Here is an 18,145-nt window from a genome sequence, read left to right as displayed (position 1 = left end):
CTCGGCGACCGACACCCTCATTTTCTCCCGGATGCGCGTTCCGGTGTGACAGTTCGCGGCGTCGTGAGCGAGGTCGGAGAGCCCAAGACCGTCAGCACGCGCTACGGCGACCGCGAACTACTCGAACTGTCGCTGCGGCCCGACGGGGGCCGCGGCGACCCCGTGACCGTGACGCTCTGGCCGAAGTGGACCGAACTGGCCGAGTGGATCGACCCCGGCATGGACCTGCTCGTGACCGACCCCGAAGAGGAGGAGTGGAACGGCGAGACGCGCTACAGTACGTCGAAGGAGTCGTTCGTCGTCGTCGAACCCTCCTACCTCGTGAACGTGACCGACGTGCGCGCCTGGGTCCAGTGCCCCCGGATGTACTACCTGGGCAACCTCACCGCGACGCCGCTGAACTACCCCGTCGTGAAGGGGACGCTCGTCCACGAGGTGTTCGGCGACCTGCTCCGGGGACGCGATCTGGACGAGGCCATCGAGGACCACGTCGCGGATGCGGGCCTCGAACTCGGCCTTCTGGGGCGGACCGCCGACGAGGTGGCCGGCGACGTCCGCGAGAACGCCCGCGCCGTCGAGAACTGGCTCTCGCAGGGCGCACTCGGGCAGGAAGACGACTGGCGCTCCGAACGGACGCTCATCGGCGAACGGTTCGGCCTCAAGGGCCGGGCCGACGCCATCCGGCGGGGCGTCCCGGTGGAACTGAAGACCGGGAAGAACCTCAAGAAGGAACCGCGCTTCCAGGACAAGGTGCAGGCGGCGTGCTACGCCCTCCTGCTCGGCGAGTACGGCGACGAGGGACGGACGACCGGTGTCGCCGCGGACGGCGGGGAGACGACGGCCGCCACGGAACCGAGCGAGAGCGAGAGCGACGATGGCCCGACCTACCCCGACACCGGGACGCTCCTCTACACGAAGAACAGCGTCCTCGACCGTCACGAGGAGACCGGCGACCTCTCGCCCGCGAAGGACTTCACCATCGGTCGCGGCTTCCTGCAGTACGTCGTCCGCCAGCGCAACCAGATTGCGGCCACCGCCGTCCGCGGCGACGTCCCGACGGGCTACGAGTCGGGCGCCAAGTGCGAGTACTGCTTCGAGCAGGACACCTGCATGGTCGTCGCGGGCCGCCTCGACGAGGAGTCGAAGGCCGGGCAGATAGGGACGCCCGTCCCGGAGGAAGAACGCGAGTACCTCCGCGAGACGTTCGCCGCCATCGAGGAGGAGCGTCGCTCGGTCCACCGCGAGTACGCGAAGCTCTGGGAGCAGACCGCGGAGGAGCGCGCGGACGACGACCGGGCGCTGATAGACCTCGAACCGCTCGGCCAGCACCAGCGCGAGGACGGACGCTGGGAACTCCGCGCGAAGGGGACCGACGCCGTCTCGAAGATACGCGAGGGCGACGTCGTCCTCGCCAGCGACGGCCACCCGACCCGCGGCGTGGCGGAACTCGCGCGGGTCGTCGAACTGGGGAGGAGTAGCGCGGAGCAACGCTCCGCGGAAACGTCGACCGGGGAGCGGAGCGACCCGGGAGACATCGTGGTGACCACCGACGAACCGGTCGACCTCCGGCGACTGGACGTCTACCCCTCGGAGTTCACCGTCGACCGGATGCTCACCACGGTCCACGACGCCGTGCTGAAGGGGAGCCAGGACCGCAAGGACGTGCTGTTCGGCCGTCGTGACCCGGCGTTCGACGAGTCGCGGGCGGCCGGTGAGACGTTCATCGACAACAACGCGGCGCAGGACGAGGCCGTCAGGCTGGCCGTCACCGCCGAGGACTGCACCATCGTCCAGGGGCCGCCCGGCACCGGAAAGACGTACACGCTCGCCCGGACGGTCCGCGAACTGGTCGACCGGGGCGAGCGCGTCCTGCTGTCGGCGTTCACGAACCGTGCGGTCGACAACGCGCTGGAGGCCCTCGTCGACCAGGGTCACGACGATATCGTCCGCGTCGGTACCGAGTCGGGCGTCCGCGACGACATGCTGCGGTTCCGGCTCTCGAAACGGGGCGACCCCGACGAACGCGTCGCCGAGTTGAACGGCGCGTCGGTCGTCGCCGCGACGACCGCCTCCTGTGGCTCTCGCATCGTCCAGTCGCTCGACTTCGACACCGCCGTCGTCGACGAGGCGGGCCAGTTGACCGAACCGGGGACGCTCGCGGCGGTCAACCTCGCCGACCGGTTCGTCCTCGTCGGCGACCACCAGCAACTCCCGCCCGTGGTGCGGTCGGAGAACGAGCTATCGCAGTCGCTGTTCCAGCGCCTCATCGAGGAGTACCCGGACGCCTCCGTGCTGCTCGACCGCCAGTACCGTATGAGCCAGCGCATCCAGTGGTTCTCCTCGCAGGAGTTCTACGACGGGCAGTTGCGTCCCGCCGGTCCCGACGTCGCGGGACGGCGACTCGACGACCTGCCGGGCGTCTCCGAGGACGCGCTGCCCCCAGAACTCGCGAACCCCGTCTCGTTCGTCGACCCGTCGGGGCACCGCGAGGGCAACACCAACCCGGTCGAGGCCGACCGCGTCCGCGAGGTGGTCCAGTCGTACCTCGATGCGGGCCTCGCACCCGATGACGTGGGCGTCATCGCGCCGTTCCGCGCACAGGTGTCGGAGATTCAGCGTCGCGCGCCAGAGGGCGTCGCCGTCGACACGGTCGACCGGTTCCAGGGGTCGGACAAGGAGGTCATCGTCCTCTCGACGGTGGCGACGGGCGATCTGGACGGCCCCATCTTCGAGGACCACCGCCGGATGAACGTCGCGCTGACGCGTGCGAAGCGTGGCCTCTGTCTCGTCGGCGACGAGCGGGCGCTGTCGAGCGAGCCGTTCTACGGGCGACTGCTGGAGTGGGCGCGGTAGCACCCACTTCGCGGTAGCGTCCCCGGAACCGAGGAGCACGGAGGAACGGACGCGGATTTTTGATGCCTCCGGCCGTCGGTGACGGTATGTCGACTGACGCGGACGACCCCGGAGAGATCCATCCGGACGAGAACCGCGGGGAGATATCACCGACCGCGATGGAGGACATCACCGCCATCGTCCGGGACGGCATCATCGGCGCGGCGGGCGGGTTCGTCGGCACCGCCATGATGACCGTCGTCTTCCTCGTCGCGCAGGCGCTGGGCGCGTTCGACTTCGAGGCGTTCGCCGACATCGCGGGGCTGGTCGGCCTCGACGCCGTCTTCGGGCCGGACCTGACGGTCGCCGTCGGCTACCTCATCTTCCTCGCGGGCGGCATGGTGCCGTGGCCGCTGTTGTTCGCGTCGGTCGAACGCTACCTGCCGGGACCGTCGCTGCCGTGGCGCGGCGTGTCGTTCGGGTTCGTCGCCTGGACCGGGTTCGTCCTCGCGTTCTACGGCGGCCAGAGCGGGAACACGCTGTACGTCTACGCGATACTCACCCTGCTCGCACACGTCGTCTACGGCTTCGGTCTCGGTCTCGTGTTCGAGTACTTCGCCACGCGCGAAGACATCGTATGAGCGACGACGAGGCCGACCCCGGTGGACGCGACTCCGACGGGAGCGAGACGGACGGAGACGGCGACCCCGTCCGCGTCCCACTCGGCGACGGGTCGATTCCCGTCGACCTGCCGGACTGCACGGTCGACGTGGCGCGGGCACCGGGCGGCGACCCCGTCGACCCCGCCACCGCCGCCGAGGAGGCGCTCGACGACCCGCACGGACCGCCGCTGTCGGCGCTCGTCGACCCGGACGACACCGTCGCCATCGTCGTCACCGACGGCACGCGGGCGACGCCCGACGAGGCACTGCTCGACGCGCTCGTCTCGCGACTCGAACGACTCGGCGTCGCCCGCGAGCAGGTGACCGTCGTCGTCGGCCTCGGTCTGCACCGGCCGATGACCGACGACGAACTCGACGCGATGCTCGGCGAGTACGCCCCCCTCGCCCAGAACCACGACCCCGACGAGACGGTCGTCGCGGGGGAGGTCGATGGAACCCCGATAGAGCTGAACCGGACCGTCGCGGCCGTCGACCACGTGCTCTCGACCGGGATGGTCGAGCCCCACCAGTACGCGGGGTTCTCGGGTGGCGCGAAGACCGCCGTCGTCGGCGCGGGCGGCGAACCGCTCATCCGGCACACGCACGGCCCCGAGATGCTCGCGCGCGAGGGCGTCCGCCTCGGCCGCGTCGCGGACAACCCGTTCCGCGCGTTCCTCGACCGGGCAGGCGACGTCGCGGGCGTCCGGTTCTGCCTGAACGTGACGAAGGGACCGCAGGGCGTCCTCGGCGTCGCGGCGGGCGACCCGCGCGCCGTCGTGCGGTCGCTGGCCGACACGGCCCGCGAGGCGCTGGCGGTCGAGGTCGAGGACGGCTACGACGCCGTCGTCGCGGGCGTCGGAGCGCCGAAGGACGCCAACCTCTACCAGACGACGCGAGCCGCGACGTACGTCGTCCTCGGCGCGCGGAATCCACTGAGAACGGGCGGCCGCGTCGTCCTTCCCGCCCGACTGCACGAGGGCGCGGGCGACGGCCGGGGTGAGCAGCGGTTCTTCGACCGCCTCTCGAACGCGCCGGACGCCGACTCGCTGTACGAGGAGATGCGCGAGGGGTACGAACCCGGCGCACAGCGGGCGTTCGTCGTCGCCCGCGCGCTCCGGGACCACCCCGTCTTCGTCACGGACAGCGAGCACCCCGAGGTCGTCGAGCAGTGTCTGATGGAGGCCCGGACGGGCGTCGCCGACGCCGTCGAACCGGGCAGTCGCGTCCTCGTCGTCCCGGACGGGCTGAACACGCTGCTGGTGTGACCGACACGAAACGCAGAGCCACTGCGACTCGCCCCTCGGTGACCCCGCCGACGCGCTGAAGCGACAGGGACGCCTCCGGTCGACTATGACCGAGGCCGACGGAACCGACGGCGGCGGTGGAGCGCTCGACGCCGAGAGAGCGACGGACGTCCTCGTCGTCGGTGCCGGTCCCGCCGGGAGCGTCCTCGCTTACCTCCTCGCGCGCAGCGGCGTCCGGGTGACGCTGCTCGAACGTGCCGACCTCCGCAACCGCGAGTTCCGGGGCTACGGCTGGCAACCGGCCGTGGTCCGCCACTTCGAGGAGATGGACCTGCTCGACGACGTGCGGGCGCTCGACCACGACGAACTCCGACGCCCGAGCGTCCACGTCTACGGCGAGGAGTACCGCCTGTTCGACCTCGACGAGTTCTCGACGCACGGCTACGCGATGCTGCTCGAACAGGAACCGCTCCTGAGACTCGTCGTCGAGCGGGCGAGCGAGTACGAGGGGTTCGACTACCGACCTCACACGCCGGTCACCGACCTGCTCGTCGAGGGCGGGAGCGTCGTCGGCGTCCAGGCGCGCGACCAGGAGACGGGCGAGAACGTCGAGTTCCGCGCGCGTCTCGTCGTCGGTGCGGACGGTCGCTTCTCGACGGTCAGGACCGCGGCGGGCATCGACGCCGGACTGTTCGACTCCCACCTCGACCTCGTCTGGTTCAAACTCCCGCGCGAGGCCGCCGACGGGACGGCCCAGGCCAGAGTCGGGTCGGACGGCCTGATACTCTACTTCGGGCTGGGGAGCGAGGAGGCGCAACTCGGCTGGTTCGTCCCCGCAGGCACGTACCCGGACCTCAGACGCCGCGGCATCGAGGCGTTCCGCGAGCAGTTGCGCAGCGTCGACCCGTCGCTCGGTCCGTATCTGGAGGCGGGACTGTCGTCGTTCGAGGACTGCTCGCTGCTCCACATCGCGCCGGGAATCAGCGACGACTGGGTCCGCGACGGCCTCCTGCTCGTCGGCGACGCCGCGCACGTCGCCTCGCCAATCGGGGGCCAGGGCAACGGCCTCGCCATCGCCGACAGCGTGGTCGCCCACGGCGTCGTGCTGGACGCGCTCGCCAACCATCCGGATAGCGTCTCGCTCCCCGAAGCGTCACTCCAGCGGTACGAGCGCGTTCGCCGTCCGACCGTCGAGCGGACCGTCCGCTCCCAGCGCCGCGGCGAACGCGTCCTCACCGCCCTCGTCGGAGTCGGGGAGCGGGTCCCCGACCCGCTCGCTCGCGTCGCGCTCCAGTCCGCCGTCTCGGTCGGGCCACGACTCCCGCCGGTTCGACGGACCGCCCGCCGGTTCTTCGGGGACGGCGACGTGCGCGTCGACCGGACGCGGTTCGTCGACGCCGACGAGTGACGGCGGTACCCGACGCCGACCCCGCCGAGAGCAACGAGACTGGACCGGACTGCCGGGGCCGGTACGGTCATCCCGAACGCGCGAGAACCGGCGAGCAGTGACGCGACGGACCGACGCGACGACGACCGGCGAGGCGACGACCGACGAGACGGAGTGCGACGATGGGTGACGCAACGGCTCCGGACGTTCCGGCGGCCGCGCTGACGACGCCCGACGACGGGACCGACCGCGCCTACGTAGGGGACGATGGAGAGGCGGGGAGCGAACGTGCGAGCGAGACCGTGTTCCCGCAGTCGGTGGCCAGCGGCGGCCCGACGCCGAGCGGGGTCGTCCTCTGGACCCGACTCGACCCCGAGCGCTTCGACCCCGACGAGCAGGTCCGCCTCGTCGTCGCCCGCGACCGAGCGTTCGAGGAGGTGGTCCTCGACGGCTGTGTGCCCGACGGTCACGACTGGGCGGTCCACGACCACACCGTCCGCGTCGACACGGACGGCCACCTCGACCCCGACGCGACGTTCTACTACCGGTTCGTCCACGACGGCGTCGCCTCCCGCGTCGGGCGGTGTCGCACGCTCCCCGACCCGGACGCCTCCCCCGAGTCCGTCCGGTTCGCGGTGCTGACCTGTCAGGACTACGAGAACGGCTACTACGGCGCGCTCTCGCACGTCGCCGACGAGGACGTGGACTTCGTCGTCCATCTGGGCGACGTCGTCTACGAGTCGGCCGCGAACCTCTACGGTGCCGGCGAGGACCCGGTCGCTGGCCGCGACCTCTCGCTGCCGAGCGGGCACGACGTCGCGTGGACCGGCGAGGACCTCCGTCACCTCCACCGGACCTACCGGAGCGACCCGCACCTCCAGGCGATGCACGAGGCGCACACCGTCATCGTGACCTGGGACGACCACGCCATCGCCGACGACCGCTACTGGGACGACGAGACGGACGCGCCAGCGTTCCCCGACCACCCGCGGGGCGACGACCCCGAGTTCACGACGCGGTTGACGAGCGCCGGCATCGCGGCGTGGTACGACTACGTCCCGGTCCGTGCCGAGTACGACCCCGACGCCGACCACCCGCACGACCAGTTCCGGCTCTACCGAACCGTCGAGTTCGGCGACCTCCTCGACCTCGTCGTCACCGACCAGCGGTTCTACCGCGACCGAGCGCCGACGAACACCGTGACGCTCGCGGGAGCCACGTTCGGGCTCGGCGTGGACGACGACCCCGACCGCTCGATGCTCGGGCGCGAGCAGTTCGAGTGGCTCGGTCGGGAACTCCGGCAGGCGGAGTCGCGCTGGCTCTGCTGGGCGAGTCCCGTCCTCTCCATCCCGTTTCGCTTCGGTCTCGGGCCGCTCTCGGTCCGCCCAAAGATCGGCGCGACGTGGGACGGCTACGCCGTCGAGCGGAAGCGCATCTACGAGGAACTCGGCGCGGCCGACCCCTCGGTCGTCACGTTCTCGGGTGACCTCCACAGCTACGTCGTCGGAACGCAGCGACTCGGCGGTACCTCGGGCGAGGCCGTCGGCACCGAGTTCATGACGCCCGCCATCACGAGCGTCACCATCGCGGAGGGTGCCGGCCTCGCGTCGGGGCTCGCGACTCGGCTCACCCGGCCGCTGTTCAGGCAGGTGTTCACCGCGATGAACCCGCAGATGTCGTTCTTCGACAGTCACGACTGGGGCTACTCCGTCGTCGAGTTCACGCGCGAGGACTGCAGCTACACCGCCTACGCCGTCGACAAACTGACCGACAGCGCGGACGCCGAGCGACGGGAACTGGTTCGGTTCCGACGGTCACACGAGGACCCGGCCGTCGAGCGCCTGTCGAGGGAGTGACCGTCCGGTGACGGGGGCTCCCTGCGGGTCGTCATTCGGCCAGCCGTCGGTGCACTGACGCACGCGGCCACCGAACTCGGTCGCATGCCGCTACTGCAGTTCGACTGGACGCTCTCGCCCACCTCCGACGAACGCGACTCGTTCGCCACGAGCGTCACCGGCCACTACACCCGCGAGATGGCGACCACTGCGGGCCACGTCGCGGTGACGCTGCGCGACCGCGACCCCGCGGACCTCCACCTCGGTCGGGCCGTCGAGGGGCCGCTGGTCTTCCTCGACGCCGAGGTTCGGGCGGGGCGGTCGTTCGACCGGAAGCGGGCGTTCGCGCTGGCGACGATGGACGATCTCCGCGAACGGTTCGACGTGCCTCGGGAGAACCTGAAGGTCGTGTTCACCGAGCACGACGGCTCGAACATGATGGGGTACGACCGGGTCGGCGGGGAGTGGAGCGCCGAGGAGTAAAAGGAGGAGTGAACCGCTCGACAGTGCGACCGCGCCTCAGAACAGCACGCTCGGCCAGACGAACTGGTAGAGCAGCCAGATGAGCCCCGTCAGCACGAGCGTCATCAGGACGTTGAGGACGACCCCGGCGCGCATCATCTGTCGCTGTTCGAGGTAGCCGCTGCCGAAGACGATGGCGTTCGGTGGCGTCGCGACCGGGAGCGCGAACGCGAACGAGGCGGCGATGGCACCGCTCGTCGCGAGGAAGATGGCCGCCTCCACCTCCGCGAGACCGAGCGTCGCCGCGAACGCGCTCCCCAGCCCGATGAGGATGGGGACGATGACCGTCGAGGTGGCGGTGTTCGAGGTCACCTCCGTCAGGAAGATGACCAGCAACACGACCGCACCGACGACGAGGACGATGGGCGCGCCCGTCAGCGACCCGAACACGCTGTCGGCGATCCACTCGGTCGCGCCCGTGTCGGCGAGTCCGCCGGCGAGCGCGATACCGCCACCGAACAGCAGGATGACGCCCCAGTCGATGTCCACCAGTTCGTCCCACTCCATCGTGTCCGCGAGGACGAGCGCCGGAACCGCCGCCAGCCCGACCATCACGTAGTAGAGCACGCCCTGGTGCCCCTCGACGCCGAACAGCGAGAGCCCCTCACCGCCGAAGACGGTGACTCTGACGGCGTCTGGGAGGTACCCACCGAGGAACGTGTCGAGACCCCCCAGCACCCACAGGCCCGCCGTCGCGGCGAAGATGTAGGCGACCCGTCGGCCGCGGGGGTCGAGCGCTCCCTCCTCCTCCAGATATCGGGCTGCCTGCTGGCGGGCGTCGCTCACGTTCTCGACGCGCGGCGGGTAGAGGACGTAGACGAGCAGCGCCCACACCAGCGGGAGCGTCACGACGACGACCGGGATGCCGATGGCGAGCCACTGCGCGAACCCGATCTCGTACCCGAGTATCTCGTTCAGCTGCGAGGCGAGCACCGCGTTCGGCGGCGTCCCGATGAGCGTGCCGACGCCGCCGACGCTGGCGGCGTAGGCCGTCCCGAGCAGCATCGACACCTGGATGTTGGTGAATCCGTCGTCCGTGGCGATACCGGCGGTCGCTCCGTCGCCTGTCGGCGCTCCGTCGGTCGTCGTGGACTCCCCCGTCGACCCAGCCCCGCCGTCCGGAGCGGCGTCGGGGCTGCCCGACCCGGCCGCCCCGCCGGACGCGGCGGCGACCCCCTGCTCGCCGACGACCTGGGCGAGGACACCCAGCGCGATTGGCGTCATCATCGCGGCCGTCGCCGTGTTCGACACCCACATGGAGAGGAACGCCGTCGCCAGCATCACCGCGAGGACGAGTCGGCGCGGAGAACTCCCCATCCGCGCCATCAGGTACAGCGCGATGCGGCGGTCGATGTCGTACTTCTGGAGCGCGTTCGCCAGCATGAACCCCGCGACGAACAGGAAGATGAGGTGGTCGGCGAACCCGACGAGCGCCGCGTCCAGTTCGGCGTAGACGCCGAACGTCGTCAGCACGAACGGTATCGACAGCGCGGTCACCGCCAGCGGGAACGCGCCGGTCACCCAGAGCGACGCCGCGAAGAAGGTGGTCGCGATGGCGTACTGTCCCCGAATCGAGAGCCCCTCGGGAGTCGGCGCGGCGGCGATGAGCGCCGTCCCCAGTACCGTCAGCGCGAAGACGACGATACGGCCCCGCGGACTCGACGCACGGAACGAAACCATAGGTTGCCACCGTCTCTCGGGCCTGGATTATCTCTTGTGGCTCTCGAAAACATCAACCGTACTGTACGAGCGAGTGTCAGTCGCTCCGGGCGGGAATCGACTCCTCGTCGCCGATCTCCCGGAGGACGCGCTCGTGGAACTCGCGCAGCACCTCGCCCTCGTCTTCGGCCAGCACCACGTCGGAAGCCATCAGCGTCGCCAGCCCGAACGCGCGCGGCGACGGCGAGGAGACGCGCTGGCGCTCGACCGACAGGTCGCCGCGCTGGACGGCACGTAGCGCCGACTCGATGCCGGCAACGTTCAACCGGTCTTCGAGTATCTCGCGGTAGGTCTCCTCCATCACCGCGAACCCCTCGCGGTCCTCGGCGAACCCGATGAGCATCTCGCTGGAGACCTGCTGCTGGGCCGCGGTCTTCTCGTAGCCCTTGTAGCGCTTGAGTATCATCAGCGCCCGCGTCGCGTTGATGCGGAAGTAGCGCTTGAGCAGGTCCGAGCCCGAGAGACTGGCCCGGAGGTCCGCCCGTGCCTCGTCCGGGTCGATGTCGCGGACGATGCCCGCGATGTCGACCTTCCGGTTCAGGGGCATCGACAGCGTGAACCCGTGGTCGGCGACGGCGACCTGCACGTTGGCGTTGGCGTCCTGCGCACAGCGGTAGGCGAGCAGGCGGGAGAAGCCGTCGTTGAACCGCCGACCGTAGTTCGAGTGGACGTAGTAGTGGCGGCGGTACTCCGCCTTGTCGAGTTCCACCTCGATGGCGAGGCGCTCGTCGGTCGAGACGCTCTCGGGCCCGGCGTAGCGCACCTGCTGGTCGTACATCCGGGCGGTCGCCCGGACGCTGTTCTCGTCGAGCGGGAACTCCCGGAGCCAGTTCCGCACGGCCCCCGGTCCGCCCTCGTCCAGTTTGTCGAGCAGGTCGCGCTGGAAGGTGAGGATCTCGCGGCCGAGGTCGTAGCTCAGCGGGAGGCGCTCGGAGAACCACGACGGGACGGTCGGCCGGGCGGCGGTCGGGTCGACGTACACCTTGCTCCCGCGGCGGTAGCGGTACTCGTAGTTCGACCCGCCGAGGACGAATACGTCGCCCGATTCGAGGGTGTCGAGGTACTCCTCGTCGAGCTGGCCGACCCACTCGCCCGACCCACGGGTCTTCACGTCGCAGGTGAACGAGTCGGGGATGGTGCCGATGTTCGTCATGTAGATGACCCGCGCAAGGCGGCCGCGCTTGCCGACGAGACGCTCCCCGACCGGGTACTCGGGGTAGTGGTGCTCGCCGTCGGGCGGGTCGTTCTCGTCGCGCCATATCTTCGCGTAGACGTTCTTCTCCTCCATCCCCGGGTAGTCGGCGGTCATGTACCGCATCAGCGACTCCCAGTCGGCCTCGGAGTAGTTCCGATACGGGTACGCTCGCCGCAGGATTCCCTTGAGGTCCTCCTCGGGGCGAATCTCGTTGATGGCCATCCCGTAGAGTTGCTGGACGGCGACGTCCTGGGCGTTCTCCGGGACGAACACGCGGTCGACGAACCCCTCCTCGGCCTTCTTCAGCATCACCGCGCACTCGACGAGTTCGTCGCGGTCCAGCGCGACCACCCGGCCCGTCACGGTCTGACCGAGCTGGTGACCCGCCCGACCGACGCGCTGGAGCAGGGACGCCACCGACTTCGGGGAGCCGACCTGCACCACGAGGTCGATGTACGGCATGTCGATGCCGAGTTCCAGGCTGGTCGAGGTGGTCACCACGTCCAGTTCGCCCGCCTTCAACTGCTCCTCGACGCGGTGGCGGCGCTCCTTCGACAGCGACCCGTGGTGACAGCCCGAGTTCTCCTCGTCGTAGTCGTCGTAGCGCTCCCGGAGGTTGTGGAGGACGCGTTCGGCCCCCGACCGCGTGTTGGTGAACACGAGCGTGTTCGTGTGGTCCTGGACGTGCGCGTGCAGGTCACGGTAGAACCGGTCGGTCACCACGTCGCGGGGCGTGTTGATGAGGTCGTCCGTCGGGCAGGTGAGTTCGACGTCGAACTCCCGGACGAACCGCGTGTCGACGAGTTCGTAGTCGCGGAACCGCGGGTCCTCGTCCTCGGTTGTCGGCTCCTCGCAACCGACGAGGAACTCGGCCATCGTCGACAGCGGTTCGACCGTCGCCGAACAGCCGATTCTGGTCGGCGAGGTCTCGCACAGTTCTTCGAGGCGTTCGAGCGACACCGAGAGGTGGGTGCCGCGCTTGTTCTCCGCGAGGCTGTGTATCTCGTCGACGACGACGTACTCGACGGTCCGCAGTTTCTCCGAGAACTTCGGGCTGTTCAGCAGGATGGCGAGCGTCTCCGGCGTCGTGTTGAGGATGTGGGGCGTCTCCTCCAGCATCTTCTGGCGGTCCGCGGAGGAGGTGTCGCCGTGGCGGATGGCGTGGCGTATCTCCACGTCCTCGTCGGCGAGGTCGGTGATGCCGTCGAGAGGTACCTCCAGATTGCGGTGGATGTCGTTCGCCAGCGACTTCAGCGGCGAGACGTAGAGGCAGTACACCGAGTTCTCCAGCCCGCCGTCGTTCTCGTCGTCGGCATTGGCGGACTCCCGCTCCTCGTCGTCGGGAGACCCGTCTACGGTGGACGAGTCGTCCTCGGCGGGCGCCTCCTCCGCCGCCCGTCCCTCCCGGTCCCGGCGGTACAGTTCGTCGATGATGGCTGTGAACGAGGCGAGCGTCTTCCCAGACCCGGTCGGCGAGCAGATGAGGGCGTTCTCCCGCTCGTGGATGAGCGGAATCGCCTCCTTCTGCGGTGGCGTGAAGAAGCCGTCGTTGCCGGGCACGTACTCGCCGAACTCGCGGACCCACCACTCTCTGGTGGCCGGTTCCAGCAGGTCCAGTACGTCGGCGTCGTCGATTGCCGCGTCGGACGACACGCCCACGTCCAACCGGTCGAGCAGTTCGCGACCCCCCGGCGAGGTGCCCCGTCCCATCTATCAGGTTCTGGGGCGGGCACGTCAAGTGGGTTCGGTTACCGGAGTGAAACTGAACGATGGGCCGGGCACGGGAGATACGAGGGCGTCAGAGCGACGGGACGAACCGACCCCGAACGTCACAGAACGGGACGGATTCGGAGAATATTCACGGGTCTTAACGATTCTGGCGAGCAATCGAGCCAACCCACCACTCCCGAGCGCTATTTAGATGAACGTCCAAAACATCACGATTTGTACTGCCCTATTTCTCCTAATACCCCCCTTGTGGAGACTAAACAATCGAAGATGCTTGGCTGTGATTGCCGGGTGTAGACTTTTACGTTAGGCCATTGTCGTACGTTGTATGGCAACGACGCAACGAGAACACAGCGGAATGCGGAGCTGTCCGCACTGCGGTACCCAGCCGATGCACGTACTCGCCCGCGACGGCGAGTGTCAGTGCCTCGACTGCGGTTCCCGACTCGAGTAACCCTCCAGCCGACGCGGTCGCGCGGACCGACTCACTCGCTCTCTGGATTCGGTGCGACGAGTGACGACTCGGTCCCTTCGAGGTTCCGTTCGACGGCCGTCACCCGTCGAACCGCCTCGTCCGTCGGCGAGACGACGAGCCGGTACCAGTCGTAACTGTAGTCGTCGGGGCAGCCACCCCTTCCGAACGGCTTCCGGTCGGGGTGTTCGGCGCTCTTGCCGGCGACCACGACGACCCGGAGGTCGCCGACGTCCTCGTCGTAGGTGACCGACTCCAGCGCCGCCTCCCTGCACTTCGAGGACCCGACGCCGACCACCCCGGTGACCACGATTCGGTCGGCCTCGAACGAGACGGCCGGAGCGTTGGGAGCGTCGTCGTCTCTGACGTCCGCCGGCGGGACGCTCTTCGAGGGGACGACCTCGAAGGAGACGTCCATTCCGTCGGTGCCCGCCAGTCTGGGAGACGAACCACGCGAGAGACAGCCAGCACCGGTCAGCAGGCCGCCACCGATGAACAGCAGTCGGCGACGAGTTGGAGGGGCCATACCGTGACGTTCCACCTCGGGGACATATACCCCTGGGTCGGCGCGACGACAACCACTTAGCCGCTGGCCCACGCGAACCGAGTCATGACGATGCGACTCACCTTCCTGGGCACCGGCAGCGCGATGCCGACCGGCGACCGCTTCCAGACCGGACTGCTCGTCGAGAGCGAGGACCGCGACCCGCTCCTCGTCGACTGCGGGAGCGGCGTGCTCCACGCACTCGCCCGGACCGACGTCGGCTACGAGGGCGTCTCGACGGTGCTCCTGACGCACCACCACCTCGACCACGTCGCCGACCTGCTCCCCCTGCTGAAGGCGAAGTGGCTCGCCGGGACGACGGACCTCACGGTCGTCGGCCCCGAGGGCACGCGGGACCTCCTCGACGGACTGCTCGACGTCCACGACTACATGCAGGGTCGCGTGGACCTCACCGTCGAGGAGGTCGGTCCGGGGTCGTTCTCGGTCGGCGGCTACGACGTCGAGGCCGTCGAGACGGTCCACTCGTTGTACTGCCTCGCCTATCGCTTCGCGGGAGCGGAGGGCGACCTGACGTTCTCGGGCGACAGCGAGGCCACCGAGGCCGTCGCGGACCTCGCCGACGGGTCGGCCGTGCTCGTCCACGACTGCTCGTTCCCCGACGAGGTGGACGTGGCGAACCACCCGACGCCGTCGCAGTTGGGCGAGGTTCTCGCCGGACGGGACGTCGGGACGACCTACCTCACGCACCTCTACCCCCACACCGACGGCGAACACGAGTCGATGCTCGACTCGGTCGAGTCACGGTACGACGGCGACGTCCGGTTCGCTCGCGACGGTCTCCAGGTGCCGGTCGCCGACGAGTCGGAGGACCCGGACACGACCGTCACCGGCTCCGACGACGCCGAGTGAAAGTGAGCTGAGCGCCCCCAGCGAGGTCGATTTTCGACCCTTCGAGGCGACCCTCTACACTTTCACTCCGGTACTGGCTCCGGTTCTTACCGGTGGCCGACCGAGCAGTGGTATGGCGAGAGACGCAGTGTTCGGCGGCGACCTGCCGACGACCGGGGCTGGTGCGGTGAACGCGCTGGTGAGCGTGGAGGGAGCGACCGAAGACCGAGCGGCGGTCCGGGCGGCCGGCGAGTTCGTCGCCGCGACCGGTGGGCACCTGACCGTCCTCAACGTGATGCCCGGCGGCGCGTTCGCCGACCGCCAGTTCGCCCGCGAGCGGGTGCCGGACCTGCCGCGGTTCACGCTCGCCCAGGCGGAGGAGGAACGTCGTCGGACGGCCGAACACGTCGCCCGCGAGGCGCTCGCCGGCGTCCCGGTCGAGTACGAGTGTGTCGGCGTCGTCGGCAGAGAACCGGCGTGCATCCTCGCCGAGGCGCGGGCGCGCGGCTGTAGCCACGTCTTCGTCGTCGCTCGACGGCGCTCGTCGCTCGGGGCGGTCGGGGCCGAGGACGTCGTCAGAGCGGTCGTCGAGTCCTTCGACGGGACGGTGACGGTGCTCCGAGAGGCGGCCGACGCCGACCCCCGACCGGTCGAGACGGTCCACGTCCCCGGCCGGGGACGACCGACGACCGCAGGCACCCCTCACTCCAGCCGGTAGCGGAGGATGGCCGCGATTCCCCCGAGGTTCGCCAGCTGCTCGCCGGGGTCGAACTCGTGGGAGAAGACGACGACGTCACCGCCCTTCTGGTCGACCGATTCGAGCAGGTCGTTCGCGTCGGCGTCCCACTCGCCCTCGCCCGCTCGCTCCAGTCGGAGGCGTTCGTCGACGACGAGCAGCGTCTCGACGGCACCGTACTCGACGGCCTTCTGGACCTCCTCGACGCCGTAGGCGGCCTTCGCACCCTGACCGATCTCGTTCATCAGCTCGTCGATGAGTTCGGCCTCGCGGGCGATGCGGGTCTCGGCCTGCACGTCCTCGACCGCACCCCGTTTGAGCACCTCGTGGACCCCCCGGTCGCCGACGGCGCTCGTGTCGACGACGGTCACCTTCGCGGCCACGTCGGGCGCGTTCTCCTCGACGTAGTCGAGCGCGTCCTGCTTCGTGAACCCCGGTCCGGCGAGGATGATGGCGTCGACCTCCATCCGCTGGAGCACCTGCGTCAACTCCGCGAACAGTTCGTCGCGGCCGCGGGCGAACTCGCCCTTCCCGGTCGGACCGGTGAGCGCGACCCGTTCCTCCGCGCCGTACTGCGCGACGGTGTGGACGTGCGCCGCCCCCTCCTCGACGGTGGCGACGGCGACGTCGGCCGTCTCGGTCGCCTCGACGGCCTCCTCCAGGCGCTCCAGCTGGTCGGGCTTCCAGTGTTTCGTGACCTCCAGTTCCTCGTTGTCCTCGACGTTGAGCGTGTGGTGGAAGCCGAGCTGGTCCTCGCGCGAGCAGTCCTCGATGACGCCGGACACTCGGAGTCGGTTGGCGAACCGCGCGAACTCCGTCTCGTCGACCTGCAGCGTGACGTACATGTGTTCGCGCTCGCCGCCAGAGTCGCGCAACTGCTCGTCGTCGCGTCGGACGCGGCGGTGGGTGTCGCCGCCGACCATGTCGCCGGGTTCGAGGATGTAGTTGAGATGCCAGAGGTCGTCGAGCGTCTCGGGGACGAGCGTGATGCGCTCCATCCCTCCCTCGACGTGGTAGCGGTCCGCGATGCGCATGGCGCACCTGCGCGGGCGGCGGGGAAGTGTCCTGCTATCTCGCCAGCGGGTCCCCCTACCCGACCGTCCACGCGACCCCCGCAGACGGCACGAACCGAACGCTCGCTGGTAGAAGGCGCGAACCACAATCGTTCGTACAGAACCATCCCGACTCTCGCATCGTTCGGCACTGATATCGCGCCACTCACTTACCGATTCGTGTTACAATCACCGTCGTCGGAATTAACCTTATGCGATTTGCTACCGACCACCGTACGCAATGCGCGCAGCAGTTCTCAAAGAGTACGGCGAACCGCTCGAGATAGAGGAGGTAGACGAACCACAGGTGACACCCGACGGGGCGATCGTCGAACTCGAAGCCTGCGGTATCTGCCGGTCGGACTGGCACGGCTGGCAGGGCGACTGGGACTGGCTCGGCATCCAGCCACAGGAGGGCCAGATCCTCGGCCACGAACCGGCGGGTCACGTCATCGCCACCGGCGAGAACGTGACGGAGGTGAGCGAGGGCGACCACGTCGCCGTCCCGTTCAACATCGGCGACGGAACCTGTATCCAGTGTCGAACAGGCCACGGGAACACCTGCGAGAACGTGATGCCACTCGGCTTCGTCGAGCAGGTCCAGGGTGCGTTCGCGGAGGAGGTCCACGTGCCCGCCGCGAACCACAATCTCGTGAAACTCCCCGACGGCGTCTCCTCGACGGACATGGCCGGACTCGGCTGCCGGTTCATGACCGCGTTCCACGGCCTCGCTCACCGCGCCGACGTCGGCGCGGGCGACTGGGTCGCCGTCCACGGCTGTGGCGGCGTCGGCCTCTCGGCGGTCCACATCGCCGACGCCCTCGGCGCGAACGTCGTCGCCGTCGACCTCATGGACGACAAACTCGACAAGGCGCGTGACCTCGGCGCGGACGAGGTCGTCAACGCGGGCGAGGTCGACGACGTGCCCGAGTCCGTCAAGGACCTCAGCGCCGGCTCCGCGGACGTCAGCGTCGACGCCCTCGGCATCGCCACGACGTGCCAGAACTCGGTGCTCAGCCTCGGCACGCGCGGCCAGCACGTCCAGATCGGCCTGACGACGAGCGACGAACAGGGGATGGTTCAGCTGCCGACCGACGCGATGGTGATGCAGGAGATAGAGTTCATCGGGTCGCTCGGGATGCCCCCGACGCAGTACGACGAGATATTCCGGATGGTCCAGACGGGCAAGCTCAACCCCAGCGCCGTCGTCAGCGAGACGGTCGCACTCGACGACGTCTCGGACCGACTCGCCTCGATGACCGACTTCGAGACGGTCGGCATCCCCGTCATCGACCAGTTCGCCTGAGTCGGCACCGAACCCACTCCATTTTTCGACGGCAGCACCCGCGAGAAGCGACGGTCGGGACC

The 18,145-nt window shown here is 69.2% G+C and carries 13 protein-coding genes; 9 read left to right on the top strand and 4 right to left on the bottom strand.

Annotation, left to right across the window (positions count from 1 at the left end; genetic code table 11):
• Positions 1-45: 45 nt before the first annotated feature.
• The 6 genes from MX571_RS12095 (at position 46) to MX571_RS12070 (ending at position 8,443) form a co-directional block, all read left to right on the top strand.
• The gene (locus MX571_RS12095) at positions 46-2,853 is read left to right on the top strand and encodes an AAA domain-containing protein (RefSeq protein WP_247417014.1); all 2,808 of its coding nucleotides are present in this window, start codon (positions 46-48) and stop codon (positions 2,851-2,853) included.
• Positions 2,854-2,939: 86 nt separating this feature from the next.
• Positions 2,940-3,473, top strand: a complete 534-nt coding sequence (locus tag MX571_RS12090; RefSeq protein WP_247417012.1) for a DUF6789 family protein — start codon at positions 2,940-2,942, stop codon at positions 3,471-3,473.
• The gene (locus MX571_RS12085; RefSeq protein WP_247417009.1) at positions 3,470-4,759 is read left to right on the top strand and encodes a lactate racemase domain-containing protein; all 1,290 of its coding nucleotides are present in this window, start codon (positions 3,470-3,472) and stop codon (positions 4,757-4,759) included. Before MX571_RS12090 ends, MX571_RS12085 begins: the two co-directional genes overlap by 4 nt.
• Positions 4,760-4,844: 85 nt before the next feature.
• Positions 4,845-6,146: an FAD-dependent monooxygenase gene (locus MX571_RS12080; protein ID WP_247417005.1), complete on the top strand. Its 1,302-nt coding sequence runs from the start codon at positions 4,845-4,847 to the stop codon at positions 6,144-6,146.
• Positions 6,147-6,307: 161 nt separating this feature from the next.
• Complete coding sequence (locus MX571_RS12075) at positions 6,308-7,981, top strand: alkaline phosphatase D family protein (protein WP_247417002.1); 1,674 nt, start codon at positions 6,308-6,310, stop codon at positions 7,979-7,981.
• Positions 7,982-8,065: 84 nt separating this feature from the next.
• Positions 8,066-8,443: a tautomerase family protein gene (locus tag MX571_RS12070; protein ID WP_247417001.1), complete on the top strand. Its 378-nt coding sequence runs from the start codon at positions 8,066-8,068 to the stop codon at positions 8,441-8,443.
• 36 nt (positions 8,444-8,479) lie between these two features.
• Here the strand turns inward: MX571_RS12070 and MX571_RS12065 are convergent, their stop codons facing one another.
• The 3 genes from MX571_RS12065 to MX571_RS12055 form a co-directional block, all read right to left on the bottom strand.
• A complete protein-coding gene (locus tag MX571_RS12065; protein WP_247417000.1) occupies positions 8,480-10,162 on the bottom strand; it encodes an SLC13 family permease in 1,683 nt (560 codons plus the stop codon).
• A 76-nt stretch (positions 10,163-10,238) separates the two neighbouring features.
• A complete protein-coding gene (locus tag MX571_RS12060) occupies positions 10,239-13,106 on the bottom strand; it encodes an ATP-dependent helicase (RefSeq protein ID WP_247416998.1) in 2,868 nt (955 codons plus the stop codon).
• Between the two features lie 503 nt (positions 13,107-13,609).
• Positions 13,610-14,122, bottom strand: coding sequence for a hypothetical protein (locus MX571_RS12055; RefSeq protein WP_247416997.1), 513 nt, complete (start codon positions 14,120-14,122; stop codon positions 13,610-13,612).
• Positions 14,123-14,212: 90 nt separating this feature from the next.
• Between MX571_RS12055 and MX571_RS12050 the strand changes: the two genes are divergently transcribed.
• Together MX571_RS12050 and MX571_RS12045 are read left to right on the top strand one after the other, a co-directional pair.
• Positions 14,213-15,010 carry an MBL fold metallo-hydrolase gene (locus MX571_RS12050; protein WP_247418478.1) on the top strand — a complete coding sequence of 266 codons (798 nt, stop codon included), beginning with the start codon at positions 14,213-14,215 and terminating at the stop codon, positions 15,008-15,010.
• 112 nt (positions 15,011-15,122) lie between these two features.
• Positions 15,123-15,707: a universal stress protein gene (locus MX571_RS12045; protein WP_247416995.1), complete on the top strand. Its 585-nt coding sequence runs from the start codon at positions 15,123-15,125 to the stop codon at positions 15,705-15,707.
• Here MX571_RS12045 and MX571_RS12040 read toward each other — a convergent pair.
• Positions 15,692-16,759 (bottom strand): mRNA surveillance protein pelota, encoded by a 1,068-nt coding sequence (locus MX571_RS12040; protein WP_247416994.1) that lies wholly within the window; start codon positions 16,757-16,759, stop codon positions 15,692-15,694. The genes MX571_RS12045 and MX571_RS12040 overlap by 16 nt on opposite strands.
• 259 nt (positions 16,760-17,018) lie before the next feature.
• Between MX571_RS12040 and MX571_RS12035 the strand changes: the two genes are divergently transcribed.
• The gene (locus MX571_RS12035; RefSeq protein ID WP_247416993.1) at positions 17,019-18,083 is read left to right on the top strand and encodes a zinc-dependent alcohol dehydrogenase family protein; all 1,065 of its coding nucleotides are present in this window, start codon (positions 17,019-17,021) and stop codon (positions 18,081-18,083) included.
• Positions 18,084-18,145: the final 62 nt, after the last annotated feature.

Origin of the sequence: Halomarina salina (assembly GCF_023074835.1) — an archaeon.
GTDB lineage: Archaea > Halobacteriota > Halobacteria > Halobacteriales > Haloarculaceae > Halomarina > Halomarina salina.
This window is presented reverse-complemented; position numbering and strand designations above follow the sequence as displayed.

Bases quoted from the DNA above. Each gene is read 5' to 3' on its own strand.
- MX571_RS12075 (WP_247417002.1), top strand. From the start codon at position 6,308: ATGGGTGACGCAACGGCTCCGGACGTTCCGGCGGCCGCGCTGACGACG.
- MX571_RS12080 (WP_247417005.1), top strand. From the start codon at position 4,845: ATGACCGAGGCCGACGGAACCGACGGCGGCGGTGGAGCGCTCGACGCC.
- MX571_RS12090 (WP_247417012.1), top strand. From the start codon at position 2,940: ATGTCGACTGACGCGGACGACCCCGGAGAGATCCATCCGGACGAGAAC.
- MX571_RS12065 (WP_247417000.1), bottom strand. From the start codon at position 10,162: ATGGTTTCGTTCCGTGCGTCGAGTCCGCGGGGCCGTATCGTCGTCTTC.
- MX571_RS12060 (WP_247416998.1), bottom strand. From the start codon at position 13,106: ATGGGACGGGGCACCTCGCCGGGGGGTCGCGAACTGCTCGACCGGTTG.
- MX571_RS12070 (WP_247417001.1), top strand. From the start codon at position 8,066: ATGCCGCTACTGCAGTTCGACTGGACGCTCTCGCCCACCTCCGACGAA.
- MX571_RS12085 (WP_247417009.1), top strand. From the start codon at position 3,470: ATGAGCGACGACGAGGCCGACCCCGGTGGACGCGACTCCGACGGGAGC.
- MX571_RS12050 (WP_247418478.1), top strand. From the start codon at position 14,213: ATGCGACTCACCTTCCTGGGCACCGGCAGCGCGATGCCGACCGGCGAC.
- MX571_RS12035 (WP_247416993.1), top strand. From the start codon at position 17,019: ATGCGCGCAGCAGTTCTCAAAGAGTACGGCGAACCGCTCGAGATAGAG.
- MX571_RS12045 (WP_247416995.1), top strand. From the start codon at position 15,123: ATGGCGAGAGACGCAGTGTTCGGCGGCGACCTGCCGACGACCGGGGCT.
- MX571_RS12040 (WP_247416994.1), bottom strand. From the start codon at position 16,759: ATGCGCATCGCGGACCGCTACCACGTCGAGGGAGGGATGGAGCGCATC.
- MX571_RS12055 (WP_247416997.1), bottom strand. From the start codon at position 14,122: ATGGCCCCTCCAACTCGTCGCCGACTGCTGTTCATCGGTGGCGGCCTG.